Source organism: Erwinia sp. 009765445, assembly GCF_058137865.1.
In genome coordinates this window covers 1-19870 of sequence record NZ_JBYUWC010000017.1, presented here as the reverse complement: position 1 = coordinate 19870, position 19870 = coordinate 1, and the positions used below count along the sequence as shown (strand labels likewise).

General features: G+C 52.2%; 18 protein-coding genes and 2 pseudogenes. 4 read left to right on the top strand and 16 right to left on the bottom strand.

The features are described 5' to 3' along the window. Positions 1-177 precede the first annotated feature (177 nt). On the top strand, positions 178-1026 hold the full coding sequence (locus AC3Y5R_RS18050; protein ID WP_489922459.1) for a MurR/RpiR family transcriptional regulator: 849 nt from the start codon (positions 178-180) through the stop codon (positions 1024-1026). A 68-nt stretch (positions 1027-1094) separates the two neighbouring features. On the opposite strand, the pseudogene AC3Y5R_RS18045 reads toward AC3Y5R_RS18050, so the two are convergent. From AC3Y5R_RS18045 to AC3Y5R_RS18000, 10 genes and pseudogenes are all read right to left on the bottom strand, one after another. Next, a pseudogene (locus tag AC3Y5R_RS18045) lies at positions 1095-1172 on the bottom strand (IS6 family transposase); the annotation flags it as partial. A gap of 86 nt (positions 1173-1258) precedes the next feature. Further along, complete coding sequence (gene sseA / locus AC3Y5R_RS18040; protein WP_489922458.1) at positions 1259-2107, bottom strand: 3-mercaptopyruvate sulfurtransferase; 849 nt, start codon at positions 2105-2107, stop codon at positions 1259-1261. Between the two features lie 69 nt (positions 2108-2176). After that, entirely contained in the window at positions 2177-3358 is a 1182-nt protein-coding gene (locus AC3Y5R_RS18035; protein WP_489922457.1) for an enolase C-terminal domain-like protein, read from the bottom strand. Between the two features lie 20 nt (positions 3359-3378). Beyond that, the gene (locus AC3Y5R_RS18030) at positions 3379-4383 is read right to left on the bottom strand and encodes a Gfo/Idh/MocA family protein (protein ID WP_489922456.1); all 1005 of its coding nucleotides are present in this window, start codon (positions 4381-4383) and stop codon (positions 3379-3381) included. 15 nt (positions 4384-4398) lie between these two features. After that, positions 4399-5403, bottom strand: a complete 1005-nt coding sequence (locus AC3Y5R_RS18025; RefSeq protein WP_489922455.1) for a DUF4862 family protein — start codon at positions 5401-5403, stop codon at positions 4399-4401. Between the two features lie 26 nt (positions 5404-5429). Further along, positions 5430-6509 (bottom strand): ABC transporter substrate-binding protein, encoded by a 1080-nt coding sequence (locus AC3Y5R_RS18020; RefSeq protein ID WP_489922454.1) that lies wholly within the window; start codon positions 6507-6509, stop codon positions 5430-5432. 73 nt (positions 6510-6582) lie between these two features. Next, positions 6583-7383 (bottom strand): ABC transporter ATP-binding protein, encoded by an 801-nt coding sequence (locus tag AC3Y5R_RS18015; RefSeq protein ID WP_489922453.1) that lies wholly within the window; start codon positions 7381-7383, stop codon positions 6583-6585. After that, complete coding sequence (locus AC3Y5R_RS18010) at positions 7380-8237, bottom strand: ABC transporter permease (protein ID WP_489922452.1); 858 nt, start codon at positions 8235-8237, stop codon at positions 7380-7382. The genes AC3Y5R_RS18015 and AC3Y5R_RS18010 overlap by 4 nt, the downstream gene beginning before the upstream one ends. Positions 8238-8519: 282 nt before the next feature. Then, positions 8520-9431 (bottom strand): SMP-30/gluconolactonase/LRE family protein, encoded by a 912-nt coding sequence (locus AC3Y5R_RS18005; RefSeq protein WP_489922451.1) that lies wholly within the window; start codon positions 9429-9431, stop codon positions 8520-8522. A gap of 1103 nt (positions 9432-10534) precedes the next feature. Next, a pseudogene (locus tag AC3Y5R_RS18000) lies at positions 10535-10920 on the bottom strand (IS3 family transposase); the annotation flags it as partial. A gap of 317 nt (positions 10921-11237) precedes the next feature. Between AC3Y5R_RS18000 and AC3Y5R_RS17995 the strand changes: the two are divergent. Continuing rightward, positions 11238-11510, top strand: coding sequence for a hypothetical protein (locus tag AC3Y5R_RS17995; protein WP_489922450.1), 273 nt, complete (start codon positions 11238-11240; stop codon positions 11508-11510). A gap of 145 nt (positions 11511-11655) precedes the next feature. On the opposite strand, the gene AC3Y5R_RS17990 is transcribed toward AC3Y5R_RS17995, so the two are convergent. The 3 genes from AC3Y5R_RS17990 to dnaB all read right to left on the bottom strand — a co-directional run bounded on the left by AC3Y5R_RS17990 (position 11656) and on the right by dnaB (position 15214). Continuing rightward, complete coding sequence (locus AC3Y5R_RS17990; protein WP_489922449.1) at positions 11656-12849, bottom strand: amino acid aminotransferase; 1194 nt, start codon at positions 12847-12849, stop codon at positions 11656-11658. 365 nt (positions 12850-13214) lie between these two features. Then, positions 13215-13679 carry an Lrp/AsnC family transcriptional regulator gene (locus AC3Y5R_RS17985; protein ID WP_489922448.1) on the bottom strand — a complete coding sequence of 155 codons (465 nt, stop codon included), beginning with the start codon at positions 13677-13679 and terminating at the stop codon, positions 13215-13217. 119 nt (positions 13680-13798) lie between these two features. After that, positions 13799-15214, bottom strand: a complete 1416-nt coding sequence (gene dnaB / locus AC3Y5R_RS17980; protein WP_158781677.1) for a replicative DNA helicase — start codon at positions 15212-15214, stop codon at positions 13799-13801. A gap of 99 nt (positions 15215-15313) precedes the next feature. On the opposite strand from dnaB, the gene AC3Y5R_RS17975 reads away from it, so the two are divergent. Next, a complete protein-coding gene (locus AC3Y5R_RS17975; RefSeq protein WP_489922447.1) occupies positions 15314-16294 on the top strand; it encodes a quinone oxidoreductase in 981 nt (326 codons plus the stop codon). Positions 16295-16517: 223 nt separating this feature from the next. On the opposite strand, the gene pspG is transcribed toward AC3Y5R_RS17975, so the two are convergent. Further along, a complete protein-coding gene (pspG, locus tag AC3Y5R_RS17970) occupies positions 16518-16748 on the bottom strand; it encodes an envelope stress response protein PspG (RefSeq protein ID WP_489922446.1) in 231 nt (76 codons plus the stop codon). Between the two features lie 470 nt (positions 16749-17218). Beyond that, positions 17219-18268, bottom strand: a complete 1050-nt coding sequence (gene dusA / locus AC3Y5R_RS17965; protein ID WP_489922445.1) for a tRNA dihydrouridine(20/20a) synthase DusA — start codon at positions 18266-18268, stop codon at positions 17219-17221. Between the two features lie 91 nt (positions 18269-18359). Here dusA and AC3Y5R_RS17960 point away from each other — a divergent pair, with 91 nt between their 5' ends. Next, positions 18360-19460 (top strand): site-specific integrase, encoded by a 1101-nt coding sequence (locus AC3Y5R_RS17960; protein WP_489922444.1) that lies wholly within the window; start codon positions 18360-18362, stop codon positions 19458-19460. 32 nt (positions 19461-19492) lie between these two features. Here AC3Y5R_RS17960 and AC3Y5R_RS17955 read toward each other — a convergent pair. Beyond that, positions 19493-19870 (bottom strand): hypothetical protein (locus tag AC3Y5R_RS17955; RefSeq protein WP_489922443.1); only part of this gene is annotated, 378 nt, incomplete at its 5' end.

Below are 19870 nucleotides of genomic sequence, written 5' to 3'. Positions count from 1 at the left end.
TTTAAAAATAAATTATTCATAAATTATGTAAATTTGTAATATGATATTCTTATCAGGCTTGAAATTTTGTCGCACTCAGGTAACAAGCCTCATTGCGGTGTGTGACTTTTAACCTGTATGGCAAACGTGAAATAATAAGGATCACGCCAGAAGGGGTCGTGTACAGAGAGGAGTTCCATGACCATTCTTACCAGAATTGCTGCGGCTATTTGCGATATGACACTGCGTGAAAAGGAGATAGCCCGTTTTATACTGGAGCAGCCTGATAAGGTCTGCCAGCTCACTTCCGTTGAACTGGCGGCGGCAGTTGGCACCAGCCAATCCAGTATTGTGAAGTTCAGTAAAAAACAGGGATTGGATGGGTTTTCTCAATTGAAGCTGGCGGTCAATGAAGCTGTAACCCGACGGGATTTATCTACTCCGGAAGGAATACATGGCACGATCAACACCGACGATTCTCTGCGAGATGTCTGTCTGAAGCTATTGGGCGGTAAATTGCATTGCCTGCGGGAGACCATTGAGCTTAACAGTGAGCCCGTAATACTACAGACTCTGGATATGCTTGATGGGGCTCGCCGCATTTATCTTTCCGGTGTGGGTTCTTCATCACTCGTTGCGCAAGATTTTCAGTTCAAACTGCTCAAATTAGGCCGGGTAGCGGTGCATGATCGGGACAGTCATATTCAGATAGCCAATGCATCCACTATGAATCCGCAGGATGTCCTGCTGGCCTTGTCATATTCCGGTTCCAGCCGTGAAATCACAGCGATTGCCGATGTTGCAAAAGCACAGGGTGCCAGAGTGATATCAATAACAAGACCAGCAGATAATCCCTTATCGGCTTTGGCAGACATCAGCCTGTATACCGTTGCCGATGAAGAAAAGGCACGAGTGTCCTCAATTATTGCGCGGGATGCGCAACTTCTCATCATCGATCTGTTATTTATCCAGTTAGCTCAGCGTCAACCTGATGCGGGAGAGTTTGTCCGAAAAAGCAGGGAAGCTGTGGAAAAATTAAAAAAATAAAGTTCTGTCAAATTCACGGCAGTAGACCACCCAAAGTTGCACTGACTGTTTTTCAGGCCGCCACTCACCAGCTCCCAGTAGACACACTGAGCAATAATATCGACGGGATCATGCAGGCGTTTAAAGGCGTTGCGAATCCGAGATATCATCGTAAATATTATAAATAAAACGGTTAATTACAAGAATACTTGCTGAATGCTACAAAATCAGCCCTCAACGGTTGCGCGGCAGTTTATGCCGGACCGAGGGCTTTTTCGGTGGCCGGATGGACACCCCATTCGGCCCAGGAGCCGTCGTACAGTTGCAAATCAGAATGTCCCAGCCTTGTCAGCGCCAGGAGGAGAACGGCCGCCGTTACGCCCGAACCGCATGAGGCGGTCAGGGGTTTGTCCAGCTCCACGCCAGCAGTGATAAAGGCATCGCGCAACGCCGCCGGATCTTTAAAATGCCCGGACGCTTCCAGTAATTGACTAAAAGGCAGGTTACGGCTGCCGGGGATATGACCAGACGCTACGCCAGCGCGGGGATCAGCCGCTTCGCCGGTAAAGCGCGCCGCGGCGCGGGCATCGATAATCTGACGCTCGCCGCACACCAGATATCGTCTGATGGCATCCAGATCGCAGACCCGCTCCCCTGCAGATTGCAGCCTCACATCACCTGTTTCCACATCGGGCTGCCCCTCTTCCAGTGTCCCACCCGCCGCCAGCCAGGCTGGCTGCCCCCCATCCAGTACGGCGACCTGGCTGATACCAAACGTCCTCAGCATCCACCATGCCCGGGGGGCGCTGAATATTCCGGCGCTGTCGTACACCACTACCGGTTGCCCCTGTTTAAGTCCTGACAAACGCAGCACATGTTCAAAATCGGCAGCAGCAGGCAGCATATGCGGCAAGTCGGTCGAATGGTCGGATAATTCATCGATATCAAAGAATTGCGCGCCAGGTATATGGCCGCGTAAATACTCTTTCCGGGTAGCGCGCTTATCGGCAGGCATATACCATGAAGCGTCGAAAATCATCAGGTCTGCTTTACCTGTCAGGCGCTTAAGCGCTTCTGCCGAGATTAATGGTGTGCTTATCACTGTCGCTCCTGCAAAGTGCAAAGGGAAATAGCCGAGTTACCCCCCAAATGGGCGTGCTCCGGGCGGTGTTCAGGGCCTTAAGATCGTACCGTCCAGTCGGCGCACCTCGGGCCACGCCCCACCATAGGGATGATCGATTAACGGATATTTGGCCGCCAGCGCCTCATCGATATCAATACCCAGCCCCGGCTTGTCACTCGCCCACTGCGCGCCATCACGCAGCTCGGCACTGCCTGGGAACACCTCGCGGGTGCGTTCAGTAAACAGGTGAGCCTCTTTGATACCGAAATTACTGCTGGCCAATTCGAGATGCAGCTGCGCCAAGTGCCCGACCGGCGACATATCTCCCGGGCCGTGCCAGGCCGTTTTAACGCCGAAAAACTCGGCGAAGATCGCCAGTTTCCTGGCTGGTGTGAGTCCGCCAATCATCGACACATGCACGCGAATATAATCAATCAATCTTTCGCGGATGACCGGCAAATATTCGCGCTGATTAACATACAACTCACCGCTGGCGACAGGAATAGCGCTTTGACTGCGTAAAGTACGCAGCCAGTCATCGTCCTCCGGCGCGAACAGGTCTTCGATAAAAAACAGATCGAATGGCTCCAGCACTTTGGCCAACTGAATAGCGTGAATCGGCGACAGCCGCTCATGTACGTCGTGCAACAACTCTATTTCCGAGCCAAGTTCGGCGCGCAGGTGTTCAAACAACCGCGGCACTTCCTGACAATAGGGGCGTGGCTCCCAGCACGGCTGGTGCATATCCAGCCGATCTGGTGACATCGGCTGGCAGCGGAAATAGCGAAAACCGGACGCCATATGCTGGCGTACAAGATCAACCAGCTCAGCCGGATCACTGCTTTTCACATGCACATAGACATCGGCCGCCTGGCGCGCCTTACCGCCGAATAATTGATACACCGGCATACCGGCTCGTTTACCTTTGATATCCCACAGCGCCTGATCCAGTCCCGAGAGCGCATTGTTTAATACCGGCCCGCAGCGATAATACGGACTGTAATACACCGCCTGCCAAATATCCTCGATTTCGTCAGGATTGCGCCCGACCACGAAAGGCTTGATATACTCATCAATCGCCACCGCTACCGCCAGTGCGCGTTGAGGGAAGGTGGCGCAACCAATACCATACAGCCCCGGCTCGCTGGTCTCCACTTTTACCACTACCAGGTTCAGATTTTCCGGCGCAGTACAGATGGCCCTCACATTGGTAATTTTTAACTCAGCCATCGGCCAGCCTCATAATGGTGTTAAACAATATCGATGGTGACTGCCGCGCCTGTTTTGGCACTTTGATAGGCCGCATCCACAACCTGCATGGTGCGATGTAAATCGGCAATACCGGCCAGGCCCTGGAAGCCATTTTTCACTCCAGCAACCGCCGCTTCGATAAATATGGTGGTCAGCGGGCCGGAGTCGACATTCGTATTGGTGACTTCGGCGCTGGCATTGGCTGCGGTAAAGGCAATATCGCCATTGCGATCAATCGCCAGAAAGCCGTTTTCACCCCGGGCGGAGTATGAAAGATAGCGCACGTCGGGAGATGCGGGAAAAATGTAGCCCACCTCAATGACAGTCGACACGCCTTCGGGGGTGGTGATCAGCGCTGTCATGCGGTCTTCCACGTCGTAGGCTGGCGAAAGACGACGCTGGGACTGTGCCTGGACCTGCAACGAGGTGGCACCGGTTGCTTGCAAAAACAGATCGATATAATGCACCGCCAGATTGATAAAGCTGCCGCCACCGGCGTGCTTTTGTTGCAAAATCCACGGGCTTTGGTTGAGGTAACGCTCCGGCGGGCCCGACTGGAAGAGGAAGGTCGCGTAGTCCAGTTTTCCAAGCTTTTGCAAGTTGCTCCACAGGTGCCCGGCTCGCTGGATAAAGGCTACCGCAACCGGAACATTGGCCTTGTCGGCGGCCTGGCGTATCTCGTTGACTTCCGCCGCGTTGATACCACCGGGTTTTTCCAAAATGACAGGAATACCGCGCGCAATGAAGGCCAGCGAGACCTCTTTCATTTCATCGTGCGGGGCCAGGTTAATTACGCCATCAAGACGCAAGGCGGGATCCAGTAAATCACGCCAGTCCAAATGGCCGGTATCGCCGTAAAATTCCCGTACCTCTTCAATTTTGGCCGGTTCGGGGTCGGAATAAGCGACGACTTCAGCATCACGGGCAATGGTGGCACGGTAAAATTTGTGATGAAAATGGCTACTGCCGACCACGGCCAGTCTTGGTTTTATGTATTGGGACATGTCTGTTTCCTGGAGTTAACAAGCGTTGGAGTGGGAGGTCACGCTGGCTGCGAGTGGATCGACATTATTGGCCACAGCTTCATCCAGCAGCGAAACCACCGCCTGGAAATTGGCGATAACCGATGCAGCACGTTCAACTGGGGATGTCCGGGGGGCGGGCCAGTTGGTCTTCACTGCAAGGAACAGCAATTGGCCCGCGCCACGCACGGTTTGTCGGGCATGTTCGAGCGTCATCAGCGAGTTGGGTTCGGCATACGCCGCATCGGGCAGCTCTTTAAATGCCAGATGGGAATCTGCCCACGCTTTGCCTACAGCGTTATCCACCCCGGACGCACCGGACAAGGTATAACCGCGCAGCAGACCGCTATTGCGGGCTTCAATCAGGTGATCCCCCACCCGGTCAGGATCGCGCAGCTCCAGCAGCGAACGGCCCCAGTTCAGACTGATGCCGATATGGGGGTAGCCCAGGCTCTTGAGAACCGCCAATTCTTCGTTAAGGGGTAAAAAGCCTTTGGCTGCCGTTTGCCCCGGTACCCAGGCATCACAATGTTCCAGCAACACTTCGGTCCCCTGCCAGTCAAACTGCCCCACCTCTTGCAGCGAAAGGGCCAGGGCATCGGCCTGAGCAATATGGGTACGATTACCGAAACCCGGCGCCGACTGCAATTCAACAGCCAATATCACTGTTCTTCCGGCAGCCTGATTGATCTCTTTTACCGTGGCTGCGATGCGCCCCACCAGGTCGACCGCAGCGCGGCGGCCTGCTTCATCCGGGGATGCCAGCCCAAAGCGTGGGTCTTTCGCACAGGCCTGGGCAGTAGCCTGGATAGCGTTCAGGGTGAATACCCAGTGGTCTGGCACCATCTCCAACAACTCAGCAATCTCTGTTGCCGTATGTTGTTCTTTCCAGGAAAGTTCCATTCCCCCGGCGCGTTCAACCGTCGCCAGGTGCTGGTAGTAGATTCTGGCATCGTTCTTCTCCGCCGGTGCGGCGGTATATGCGGCAATTATTAGTGTCACGTAGTTTCCCTTAAAGTGGTAACCTGTCATTCTTGGCGGTAAGAAGCATTCAGATGATCGACATAATGACTATCGGCCAGCGTTTTATTGATGTCGTCCGCAAACCGGTCATCAAGCAGGGCTTTGGCATCGACATTAGTTTTCAGCAGGCCGAATTTCACAGCGGTTTCCGCCAGATGCTGAGAGTAGTTAGCGATCTCCGCTGAAGGCACTTGTGGCAGCACGCGGGTATATTCCCAGACCAGCTTTGCCTGATCTGGCGTCAGTTTGCGAAACTTGACCAGCGCCGCCTGAGCTTCTTTGGGATGTTGCACAAACCAGTCCATTGAACGGATGATACGCAGCGTAAAATCGCGCAACGCGGCGCCCTTGGCGGGGTTATTCAGCGATTTCACATTGGCTAAATAGCCGGTATAGACGGTGAAATCAAACTGATGGGCTTCACCGAGTACTTTCGCCCCGCGAGATAACGAAGCAATCAGATTGTCGCGTGGGTTAAAAATCACATCGACATTGCCGGTTTGAAGGGCGATAGCCTGATTGGTGGAATCAAGATTGGCTGACGAGATGTCTTTAAATGTCCACCCCTCTTTCTCCAACACTTTGGCGGCGAACAGTTGGCCCGATGTGCCAGGCAGTATGCCCCAAATCTTACCGCGTGCCTGCTTGATATCCGTGATACCCGACTGAGCCGAGGCAGCGATGACGAAACGGTCGAATTTTTCCGGGTTTCCGGGAGCATTAACCAGAATGTTTTTGTAGGGGGCGGTGTCGGCGGTCCATGGCAGGTTTGACGCCGCCGCCGCTTGGGTGGCTGTCCACTGAGCGACATTATTACCAATATCAATCTTACCGCTGCCCAGTGCGGTCAATGTGTCGCTGGGGCTGGAGAAGGTGGCGTAATCAATTTTATAGGGTGCATCAGCGAACGCTCCCGAGGCAATAAAGATAGCCTCGGTTTCCGAGCCCTGTTGTCCCATGGTGATGGTGACACCGCTCAGGTCGGGTGCCAGTGCCGGTGCCGCCATTAAGCCCAACGACCCCAGTCCAAAAAATGTCACTACTGTTGCTCTCAGGGAATATTTTAGCAATCTGTTTGCCAGCATAATAATACTCATTATTAAGAAAAAATTAACGCTCTGCCGCTGCGGCCGATCACCAGGCTCGTCAGGACAAGGCTTAGTTTTCCGACACACCTAAATGACTGAGCAGCGCTTTACGAATGTCTTTAAATTCGGCTGAGGTGCGATCGCGCGGCCGTAGGCTGGATAAGCTAATGTCTACTGACAGCAGGCCGTCCTTCAGTACCAGTACACGGTCCGCCAGCACGATAGCCTCCTCAACGTCATGGGTGATAAAGAGCACGCCAGGTGAGTGGCGTTGCCACAGGCGCAGCACCAGGTTCTGCATCTTGATACGCGTGAGCGCATCGAGGGCCGCAAAGGGCTCATCCAACAACATCAGGTCAGGTGCTCGGATCAGTGCCCGGGCCAGCGCCACCCGCTGCGCTTCACCACCGGAAAGGCTTTTCGGCCAGGCATCGATATGCCTGGTCAGCCCCACTTCGGCCAGTGCTGCGTTGACATCAGCCTCCTCTCGTTGCGCTTTTGACAGGCCGAACAGCACATTGCTTCCCACCCGTCTGAAGGGAAACAACCGCGGCTCCTGAAAAACGACCGAGCGATTTTGAGCGACATGCATCACGCCATCGGTGGCGCTCTCCAGTGAACTGAGGATACGTAACAGCGTGGTCTTTCCTGAACCCGATGCGCCCAGCAACGCCACAAATTCGCCTTTTTTAAGCTGAAAATCGATGTTGTTCAGTACCAAACGTTCACCGAAGATCTTGCTGACCTTGCTGAGCGAGACCACATTAACCGATGCTTTCTGCCGGGTGGCAGCAGAAACCTGGCCTTGCCGGGGGATAAATTCTTTAGCATCTGCGACAGGCCGGTTTTCAGTCAGGTCTGCAAGGCTCATAATGGACTCCGGTTCAGCCAGGGCATGGCATAAAACTCTACCAGGCGCATAGTAATATCGACAATGATACCCAACACGGCATAAATAATAATTCCAGCCATAATAAGGTCGATACGCAAGGCGTTAGAGGCTAAATAAATTATATGGCCTACGCCGTTTTTACTATTGACCTGTTCAGCCACCACCAGTGCCAGAAGCGAGGTACTCATGGCATAGCGCACACCAATCAGAATTGTCGGAAATGCAGAAGGAATAATAATTTGCAATATGATATTCATCCTGTTCATGCCGAATGTCTCTCCCACTTCTATCAATTTCTTATCCACTAACTTAACGGCGGAATAAGTATTGATATAAACCGGGAATGAACAGGCCAGTGCGATCAAAATAATTTTCATTTCCTCACCGATGCCGAACCAAACAACAAATAGAGGGATGACAGCAATAAATGGAACGACGCGAATGATCTGCATTGAGGAGTCAAGCATTTCTTCAGCAATTCTGAACAGTCCGTTGGCGATACCCAGAACCAGTCCGATCCCCAGCCCAAAGACTAATCCCGTCCCGGCACGTGCCAGCGAGGCTGGAATAGCACTTTGAATATCACCGCTCTGCCAGAGTTCCACAAAGCCCTTTAGCACTTCAGTGGGAGAAGGCAGCTGAAAACCATGCTCGCTAACCACCGAGGAGCTCAACTGCCAGATCACAATGACCATAAGCGGAATAAGAAGTCGGTTAACGTGGCGAATGGAGAGAAATAATTTACTGCGGCTACTGCGGCGCCCCGGAGAAACCTCTATTGGTAATAATTTCATATTGATGGACGTAGAGGTTCCCAGTGGATTGTTGCTCATAATACGGAGCTCTCCTGTAATAATGCTGGGTTATGTCAACAGCAAAAAAATTGGCTTAAGAAAAAAAATAACAAAAATACCTTTGACCTAAAACCGAAGTGAATATTTTATTGTTGACGGAAGAAATTAATTTCCACACAGTCCGCATTTTAATTATGGTCATTTTCAGACTGGAATAAACTCGGACTGATTTTTTTTGCAAAAGGCGCTTCCCAGCGAAGGATAAACTACAAATCAGGCCATGCTTTAGCAAGAGAAAATATTGGATAAGCTTAGCTAGTTTTAGCATAACCTGTCAAACAGCGGCAGCGGACACTCGATAAATTCCGGCTCCGGCAAGCCGGCAACATCCATGTGGACGGAAAACAAATTGCCGGAAAGGGGAAATTGCGCCAGCTCTTGTTCAGTGCGAAAGGCTCGCAAGCTGGTAATATAGAGGGTTTTCAGGTCCAGCCCGCCAAAGGCTACCATGGTCGGTCCGCGCACCGGCACCGCTATTTCCTGCACGATGTCTCCCTTATCAGGATCGATTCTGACAATACGACCACCATCCACCATGGCGCACCAGTAGAACCCTTCGCTGTCCACCGCCGCGCCATCAGGACTGCCCCCCTCACCTGCGGGAAAACGGGTCAGGATTTGGCGCTGACCGATATCGCCGGTAAGGGGATCCATCGGGTAACGGTAGAGTACGCGGTGGGCGGTATCGGCATGATATACCCAGCGATTATCGGGCGAAAACGCCAGCCCGTTAGATACCAACACGTCGCTTGCCTGCTCAGTGAAATTTAACTGGTTGTCCAGGCGATACAACACACCGCCATTACGATCCCGCGGCTCCCAGATAGAGCCGCTCCAAAAGCGGCCGAAGGCATCTACCCGACCATCGTTAAAGCGACGATGTTTAACCTGTTGAGGAGTACCGGCCACCTGACGTTCAGTATGGCCCTGAGCATTCAGGTAAAAGATGCCGCTGCGCATAGCGGCAACAAACCCGCCACCAGGGCGTAAACCTATGCAACCCACCAATTGATCCACCGGCATCACACGATGTAAGCCGCTGGCTGGCTCATAGCGGTGAATAGCAGGAGCCAGAATATCGATAAAATAAAGCGCCTGTTCACGCACTGACCACAGCGGGCACTCTCCCAGCTGCGTCTGAACAGGCAATATGCTTTCAACTTGATGGCACATAGCTATTTCTCCCTGAATAAGGCATTTAATGACCGATTTTGGGCCGGACAGCGGAGACATGATAATCGGGGATAAAGCCGGACACCCACAGCACAGCAAATCCCTTACATTTGATGTGGTTTGGCGCATTATATTCTTGCAGATAATTCCGAAAGAGAGTGCATTATGCAATCCAAATTTTACTACATTGTTGAAGAGAAAAGAGGTATTTTTTTCTGCATACAAACTGTTGTAGCATTCTACCGCCACACGCAGCAAAAAAATTCATTGGGACATTTTACTCTGCGCACGGGGCGCTTACACATACCCGCTCTATGGGAATGATGTGTCGCCTGTGTGAGCAATGCTGCCGGTTGACAGGTAAGAGATGATATTGTAGAAAAAAAAGTAACCTTCCGTTATCTGTTGTTAACCCAAGTCCAATCCGTTGAATGGCGGAAGGCAGCCCCGGTCATCAGTTGCCGGGGTTTTTTATGGCTGCACAACTAACAAGTTACCTGAGGAATTGAACGGCCCTGCGGAGCAGGCGTGCTGTGAAACGGGCCGCTTTTCATTATTAACAACCCCGGGAATTCTGGAAACTAAGCCTTTGAGTCCTTCCCCTGGTCGTCCTTTTCAGCGTGACGTCATCTTCTATTTGCAACAGTACCATTCAATCTTACACCGATGAACCTGAAAAATGGTTAACACCAATATTTTCCTTCTACAAAGAAGAAACGAAACTCCGTTGTCCTTATTGAAGAGAAAAGAAAACTATTTATTTCTCTTCTGTTTAAGCTTGCTGTTATTTAATAGCCTTGTCGTCAGACTGTCGTTGAACGATTTGATAGCTATCCATTTAATCAATCATTTACCATAGTGGGATATAGTGTTTCTCCGTGGTATATATCTTGTATTCCCAGGGGCTGTGATATGAAGAATAAAAAAGGAACCATCCTTGTTACCATTTGGGTTGCCCTCTACATTGGCACAATGTATATGCTATATGCATATATTTCCCAATCACCATGGTGAAGTATTGTGATCCTACCCACGTAATGCGGGCAGGACCCTAAGCGAGGTTCTGGTTTTCAAATTGATCCTTGCTGGAACCATCACGGGTACTGTGGCGTCCTGCGTGAAGACTTCAACCAGCCAATAATGGCTCTCGACCACAGGGCTGTGGCCACCGCCATGTACTACCAACCTTCGTCCGTGCGCAGAAATGTCATATCGACCGCTCAATTCTGGTTTGGGCCGCTGGTACTAAAATCCTGCTTCAGTGGATTCTCCGATACGGGCAGACCATACTCACCGTGGCTGACCAGACTGAACTTTCGGATGGCTTTCGCCCGTAGCCCTGAGGCAGATCCGTCTGATGAAGGCGCAGACAGCAGGTATATCAACCACTGCGAGCAACCCGCAGCAAACGACACATGACTTTTACGCAAAACTCAGCCTGATGCTTTCCGATGAAGACCGACTTCATTTCAGGCGCTTCGCTAAGTATGCCGCCGTCTTCGGGAGAATGATCATGACGGTAAACATGAACAGACTGACAGCGGGGACAATGAATGTTAATGCCCGCCATGAGGGAACCTCAAAAGCGAGCATAATACACCAGATTCAAACAATGAGAGTCATTAGCGAAATTATTACTATCTTTTTCCTTTTGGAAAAAATAGGCATTTAATTACAGCTACTGCCTGGTAATAATATTCAGTTTATTTATTAATAAATGGCTTGACTTTTTATATTATTTATTAGATATATTAAAGCGCAGGTTTAAAATCACATGTCTGTTTAATAAATTTCAATGGAGATTTTATGCGTGAATTATCCAGTAAAGAAATAGACAATGTTTCTGGTGGTACCTTATTTTCGTCCCTGGGGAATAGCATCGGTACTGAGCTGGGATCTATTGTTGATTCAATCATCGGGACAACCAGTATATCCACTTCAGCCGCTACCTTAGGTTCAGGTATAGGGAGTATATTTGAACTTAATTTCGGGACCGCTGCCAGCAATATCACTAGCGGTATCTTGGGTCTGATCAGTACCGGAGTCTCAGCAATTATCCAGACGATCAGCACGACCTGAGGCACAATGGCAGAGTAAGAGTTATTGTTATTCTGAATTCTACCGTTAATGCGCCAGAATCCTTTCACCCCGAGTTGCTGAGCATGCCTGGCGCACCAGTAAAAACGGCTCTGCAGGAGCCGTCAAAGCAATAAATTAGCCTGACTTACATCACGGCAGCAAACGCCTCGGCGACCTGATGAACATTTTTGCTGTTCAGACCTGCCACACACATCCGACCGCTGGCAATCAGGTAAACGCTGAACTCATTACGCAGGCGTTCGACCTGCTTTGCGCTCAGGCCAGTGTAGCTGAACATACCGCGTTGTTTCAGCAGATAATCGAAGTTTTTGCCTGGCATCGCCGTGGTCAACACTTCGACCATCGCCTGACGCATGGAAAGAATACGCAGGCGCATCTCTTCCACTTCCACCAGCCAGTTAGCTTTCAGCTGCGCATCGTTAAGCACGCAGGAAACGACCTGAGCACCGAAGTTCGGCGGGCTGGAGTAGTTGCGGCGCACGGTCGCTTTCAACTGACCCAGCACACGGGACACTTCTTCCGCATTATCACAAACCACTGACAGGCCGCCAACACGCTCGCCATACAGGGAGAAAATTTTGGAGAAGGAGTTACTGACCAGCGCGGACAAACCGGCTGCGGCAATAGCGCGGATAGCATAAGCATCCTCATTCATACCCGTTCCAAAGCCCTGATAGGCGATGTCCAGGAACGGGATCAGATCGCGGCCTTTCAGCACTTCAGTCACAATATCCCACTGGTGGTTAGTCAGGTCAGCGCCCGTCGGATTATGGCAGCACGGATGCAGCAGCACAATGCTCTGCGCAGGCAGAGTCTTAAGCTTCGCAACCAGTTCTCCGAACTTAACACCGTTACTCTGTTCGTCGTACCATGGGTAGGTGTTAACCTGGAAGCCGGCACCGGAAAAGATCGCTACGTGGTTATCCCAGGTGGGATCGCTGACCCAGACCTGAGAGTTCGGAAAATACGTTTTCAGGAAATCAGCCCCCACTTTCAACGCGCCAGAGCCACCAATGGTCTGGATGGTCGCAATGCGGCCCGCCTGCAAGGCAGGATGCTCCTGCCCGAACAACAACGGAGCAATCACGCTGCAGTAAGAAGCCAGGCCGTCCATCGGCAAATAAACGGCTGCGTTGTGTGTCTCAGCCTTCAGACGGGCTTCAGCCTCGGCCACGGCCTGTAGCTGTGGAATCTGGCCCTGTCCGTCATAATAAAGCCCGATGCTCAGGTTCACCTTGTGCGGTCGCACATCTTGTTTGAAAGTCTCCATCAGGGAGAGAATAGGATCGCCAGCATAGGCATCAACGTTTTGAAACACGGTGCAGATCTCCATTAATTGGTTGGGGCAGGCTGTCGCCTCCTTCAGGGGCGCTTCATTTCATTATACCTTTTTGCTGCAACGCACCTGAAAGGAATTCAGTCATAATAGCGTCCAGTGCGGTTAACCATGGCGATAATGAGATTGAGGGGCACCGCGCCGATGATTGAGGCCACCAGCGTCGGCAGCGATACGACAAACAACGAGGCCTGCACCTCTCCGTCACACCCGCGCGTCACGTTTTCAGAGTGAAGGGCCGACTCATCCGGCGGGCAGTCAGCCAGTAAAATGGGTTAGTAAATCACAAAGAAAGCAACGCCAAAGGAAATATAGATCAAAGAGCCAACCCGCAGTAGTAACGCGACTTACATCGGCATCATCACGCCATTCTCTTTCAGTCGGGTAAGCACCACGGACGTTTTCACATGCGATACGGTCTGGTGCCCCGCAACCAGTTGACTGATTAGAGCGCTGAGGCCTGCCAGATCGGCAACCGCCACCTTCAGCAGATAATCGGCATCACCCGTGGTTTTGTAAGCGTCAACAATTCCGGACTCTTCCGCCACCATGCGGTGAAAGCTGTCGACATAATCAGAAGTATGATTAATCAGGCGGACTTCGATCAGGCCAATCATCCCCAGTCCAACCGCGTCGGGCGAGAGCCGTGCATGGTAGCCGAGAATCAAACCTGCCTGTTCCAGATTGATCCGCCGTCGCGAGCACTGGGAGGCGGAAAGCCCGACCAAATCACTCAGTTCCTGATTGGTCAGTCGACCATTTGTTTCAAGTAAAGTCAGTATCTTAAGGTCGTAATCATCAATCTGGGTCATTATCGATCCGGGCGGCTTATCAGGTACGCTACCCGGACAGATAACCGCATTTTTCGTGCCCTTGTCCAACACTATTTTCTGATAACCAGTGAGATGATGCACAAAGTGTGCATGAAGAATTATTCTTCATCGAAGGCAGGCCCGGCGTAGTTATCAAAACGTGACCACTGGCCGTTAAAGGTCAGGCGCACGGTCCCGATGGGTCCGTTACGTTGCTTACCCAGAATAATTTCGGCGATGCCCTTCAGATCGCTGTTCTCGTGATAAACCTCATCACGGTAGATAAACATAATCAGGTCGGCATCCTGCTCAATAGAGCCGGACTCACGCAGATCCGAGTTGACCGGGCGTTTATCGGCACGCTGCTCCAGCGAGCGGTTAAGCTGCGACAGCGCCACTACCGGCACCTGAAGCTCTTTCGCCAGCGCCTTCAGGGAACGGGAAATTTCGGCAATTTCCAGCGTACGGTTATCGGACAGCGCAGGCACGCGCATCAGCTGGAGGTAATCGATCATGATCAGGCTCAGGCCACCGTGTTCGCGGAAAATACGGCGTGCGCGGGAGCGGACTTCCGTCGGCGTCAGGCCCGAGGAGTCATCGATAAACATGTTCTTTTTCTCCAGCAGAATGCCCATGGTGCTGGAGATACGCGCCCAGTCTTCATCATCCAACTGGCCGGTACGGATACGGGTCTGATCCACGCGGGACAGCGAGGCCAGCATACGCATCATAATCTGTTCGCCGGGCATCTCCAGACTGAAGATCAACACCGGTTTATCCTGCAACATCGCCGCATTTTCGCAGAGGTTCATTGCAAAAGTGGTTTTACCCATCGAAGGACGAGCGGCTACGATGATCAGATCCGAACGCTGCAGACCAGCGGTCTTTTTGTTGAGATCCTGATAGCCGGTATCCACCCCGGTCACGCCGTCATGCGGGGTCTGATAGAGAGATTCAATCCTGGAGATCGTCGCTTCAAGGATCTGATCGACGCTTTTCGGCCCTTCATCTTTGTTGGCCCGATTTTCAGCGATCTGGAAAACGCGGGACTCTGCCAGATCGAGCAGATCTTCACTGGTACGCCCCTGTGGATCGTAGCCCGCATCAGCGATCTCATTGGCCACGGCGATCATTTCACGCACAACCGCACGTTCGCGAACGATATCCGCATAAGCGCCGATGTTCGCCGCACTTGGCGTGTTTTTTGATAACTCAGCGAGATAGGCAAAGCCGCCCACCATGCTCAGTTCACCCTTGGTCTCCATCGATTCTGAGAGCGTGATCAGATCAATGGGCTTGCCCAGTTCCAGCAGGCGCTGCATTTCGCTGAAGATCATCCGGTGAGGGCGGCTGAAGAAATCCTGCGCCACCACACGTTCCGAGACGTTGTCCCAGCGTTCGTTATCCAGCATTAACCCGCCCAACACGGATTGCTCCGCTTCCAGAGAATGGGGCGGCAATTTAAGCCCTTCCATTTGCCGGTCGCGCGGCTCACGTTTTTCAGCGGATTTGTTGGAGGGTTTATTTCCTGCCATAGTGATGCAATACCAAAAATCTGAGGGGGAAGCGCGCAAGTATACCCGTTCGGTGGCCTTTCGTCCTCCCTCAATGACGCAGAATCAACAGGAGTGACCATGGCAAAACGTATACAAATCAGCCAGCATGGCGGCCCGGAAGTGATGCAGGTAATTGACGTTGATATCCCGGAGCCCGCAGCGGACGAAGTGATTGTTGAGAATAAAGCAATCGGCATCAACTATATCGATACTTATGTGCGCAGCGGTCTGTATCCGGCCTCGTTGCCTGCGGGCTTAGGCACCGAAGCGGCGGGCGTGGTGAAAAGTGTCGGCGAGGGCGTAACGGCTGTGAAGCCTGGCGACCGCGTGGTTTACGCTCAGTCCGCGCTGGGAGCCTATAGCGAGTTTCATGCGGTGAATGTCGATAAGCTGGCGCTGCTGCCCGACGGGATTTCTTACGAGCAGGCGGCGGCATCTTTCCTGAAAGGGCTGACCGTGCATTATCTTCTGCGCCAGACTTACGTGGTGCAACCGGACGAAGTCTTTCTGTTCCAGGCCGCAGCGGGCGGTGTGGGTCTGATTGCCTGCCAGTGGGCGAAGGCGCTGGGCGCTCATCTGATCGGCACCGTAGGCTCAGCCGAGAAAGCGGTACGGGCGAAGGAAGCCGGGGCATGGGCGACCATCAATTACCGTGAAGAGGATATTGCCCGGCGAGTGGCAGAACTGACCGACGGTAAGAAGGTGCGGGTGGTTTACGATTCGGTGGGCAAAGATACCTGGGAAGCTTCGCTGAACTGTCTGCAACGTCGCGGTCTGATGGTCAGTTTTGGTAATTCATCTGGCCCGGTCAGCGGTGTGAATCTGGGGATTCTGAACCAGAAAGGCTCACTGTATGTCACCCGTCCCTCACTGAATGGATACATTACCACGCGGGAAGCACTGACCAGCGCCAGCAACGAGCTGTTCTCACTGATTGCGAGTGGGGCCATTAAGGTGGATGTTCCGGAGCAGCAGAAGTTTTCTTTGACCGATGTCCAGCGGGCGCATAAGACGCTGGAGAGCCGTGCGACTCAGGGTTCCAGTTTGCTGATACCCTGACGCCTGAAATAAATTGGGCTTCCCGAAGGAAGCCCTTTTTTCTTTTTTATAGTTCGCGCTGTTTGTAGGGTCAGCGGCGATGAATTCGTTTCAATTCAATGAAACCATCCTGGCAGAATTCATAAGTAAAAAATATGTTTAATTGCAAAATCGTCTGAACAATCTGCCATGTTGTGATCCAGCCCGCATTCCGCCACGCGGAAAATTCGCCAACATGTTGATATTACCGGGATAACCAACGGTCAGCTTTCGACTGAGGTTTTTTATAAGCGCGGTATATCCACACGCCCACCACGGCCAGTAGCAGCCACGGCAACATTTTGATCACAACTGCCAGCAGGCCACCAAACATCATCACTACAGTTGCAACAACGAGTGCCGCGATGATACCGAGCACGGAGATGCCGGTCAGTAGTAGCATTACAAAAAAGCCAAGGACGAATAAGATTTCCATCAGGGGAGCTCCAGATAAGGGACTGGAGGAGTATTACAAGATACGTGCCAGGATTGGATTTTATCTATCCGATTGAATTTTAAGAAAATCAGTGAGTAGTGTAAAAACGAACGTGGTGAAATTGATTATTAAGTGGTGAAGAATTAACGAAGGATTGGTGTTGAACAGGACTGGTACGACTTAAGACCCTGCCAGGATACCGGGGACAAGAAGGCAGTTGGGTGGCCAGGTAAGTTGATGGCCCTGTTAAGTCGCTGACGGTTGGTATGCCCGCTGGAGAGGTTATCCGGAACACGGACACGCCATAAACTCGTCCATAAGGGCTTGATTCGCGCGTCCCTGCGCTTAACAGTCCGCTTATCCGGATAACCTCTCCCCCAGAAAACATTGGTCTTGCTGCTTATAGGCATTCGGAGAAGCGCTTTAAACTTAGCGTTGATGATTCAGGGCATTCGGCGACGGCTTTGCCGTTAAACCGCAGCCGGGATCTTATCGGCCACCAGCGCCAGCGCCTGCTCTACCGTTTCAATATTGGCACCGGGTTTGTGCGCATTCTCGCTCAGATGACGGCGCCACTGACGTGCGCCCGGGATCCCCTGGAACAGCCCCAGCATATGGCGGGTAATATGGCCGAGGTAGGTTCCCTGTGCCAGCTCGCGCTCGATATACGGATACATTGAACGCACGACGGCGATCGGATCAACCGGCTCGCGGTCGCAGCCGAACAGTTCACGATCAACCTGCGCCAGCAGGCCTGGATTCTGGTAGGCTTCACGACCCATCATCACCCCATCCACATGCTGCAGATGCACTTTGGCTTCTTCCAGCGACTTTACGCCGCCGTTAATCGACAGGGTCAGGTGCGGGAAATCACGCTTAAGCTGGTAAACACGCTCGTAATCCAGGGGCGGGATTTCGCGGTTCTCTTTCGGGCTGAGGCCCGACAGCCAGGCTTTACGGGCATGGATGATAAACATCTCACAGCCGCCCTGCTCAGAAACCTGACGGATAAAGTCACACAGGAACTCGTAGCTGTCCTGATCGTCAATGCCGATACGGGTTTTCACCGTCACCGGAATTGACACCCGGTTGCGCATCGCTTTAATGCCCTCCGCTACCAGCGCCGCTTCACCCATCAGACAGGCTCCAAAGCGCCCGTTCTGCACGCGATCGGAAGGGCATCCGACGTTGAGGTTGATCTCGTTGTAACCCCGCGCTTGTGCCTGCTCAGCACACTGAGCCAGCGCAGCAGGATCGAAGCCACCCAGCTGCAGCGCGACGGGCTGCTCTTCGTGGCTCCAGGCCAGATAGTCCCCTTTGCCATGAATGATGGCACCGGTGGTGACCATTTCTGTGTACAGCAACGTCTGGCGGGTCAGTTGTCGGTGGAAAAAACGGCAGTGACGATCGGTCCAGTCCAGCATGGGGGCCACGCTAAACCGACCTACCCAGTGATCGCCAACGTCATCAGCTATGGCGCTGGTTTTGTGGGTTTTGGAATTAGTCATATTATCGTGCATTTAGTCTGATTTTCGTCTATTTTTGCATTCTCAGGACACCACAGAGGACACCTAATGCATGGTGTCCCGGAATGCCGGAACTGTTTAAATTATGGCTTACTATAACACAACAAAGCGCCCAAAAGCTGATGGTACTGTTCGCTACCGTTGCATCGTCGGCGTTAAATCCGGTGGGAAGCATGTCCACCGGGAAAGTCGGACTTTCAGCAAACAATCCATGGCTGACACATGGGGTAAAAAGAGAGTTGCGGAGCTGGAAGCAAATGGTGTCCCGAATCTCAATGATGTAAACATTATGACAGTTGGCGAGCTGGTCAGGCGATATATTGACGATCCCAATTTGGGAGGCAAAGCTGGCCGCACTAAAAGCTATGTGCTTCAACTTCTCGCGGATTGTGATATTTCACTGATCAAACTGACAGATCTGGATACTACACATGTCATTGAACATTGCCGGGGGCGTAATGCAGCCGGTGCGGGTCCTTCAACCATTAGTCATGATGTCAGTTATCTGGCCTCGGTGCTGAGCACTGCAAAACCAATTTTCGGCATTGAGTTTACCAGGAACCCGGCACACGAAGCCCGCCCTATGCTCCTTCAAATGGGTTTGATAGGGAAGTCTCGGAGGCGCAATAGAAGAGCGGTAGGCGACGAACTGGACCGGCTTGAGGCTGCTTTGAAAACACGTAGTGAGCACCGCGCCGCCATAATCCCCTATGTCGATATCCTTAACTTTTCAGTGCTCAGCTGCATGAGAATCGGTGAGGTGTGCCGCCTGCGATGGGAGGATGTGAACGAGAAAAACAGGGCTATCCTCGTTCAGGATCGTAAAGACCCAAGAAAGAAAGTCGGTAACCATATGATCGTCGCCTTGCTTGGCGATGCGTGGACTATTTTGCAGAGACAGCCCCGGAAAGGTCAGCTAATTTTTCCTTATAACTCCCGTTCTGTAACTGCCGGTTTTCAACGTGTGCGTAATGATTTGGGAATTGATGGTTTGCAATATCGCGATCTACGAAGAGAGGGAGCCAGTCGGCTTTTTGAGGCAGGGTTTGGTATTGAGGAAGTTGCGCAGGTTACCGGGCATCGTGACTTAAGCATCTTATGGCTTGTTTACCGTGAGCTTTACCCGGAACCTTTGCACGAAAAATATGAAGAGCTGCAAAAACGACTTAAACAAAATAAGACTTAATTTTAGGCCCGGCGAACCGGGCTTGCTTTGTTCTACGGGATCACAACGCCACGGGCGGCCATGACTGCCGCGACTGAATCCAGCAACGCAACCGTCTCTTCTGTCGTGAAGGCTTTGTTGTAAAATGCCACCAGCCCCATAGTTCCCTCCTGTCCGCCACCTGCCGGGGTAGCCAGTGACTCCGGCGAACCGTTGGCATAAAAATAGCCCAGGTCTGAAATGACACGGGACGCCAGCGCGGTTTCATTCACGCCACCGCCGTGCGTGATACGCCGGAATGTTGTGGGTGTTATCTGAAGAGCCTGGGCTGTCCAGGCTCCGAATGATCCGACCGTCTGTAACGTTAATGACGGGTTGGTCCCGCCTGTCGCGATCTGACTGTACTGCACGCCGGTGGTGTAACTTACGTG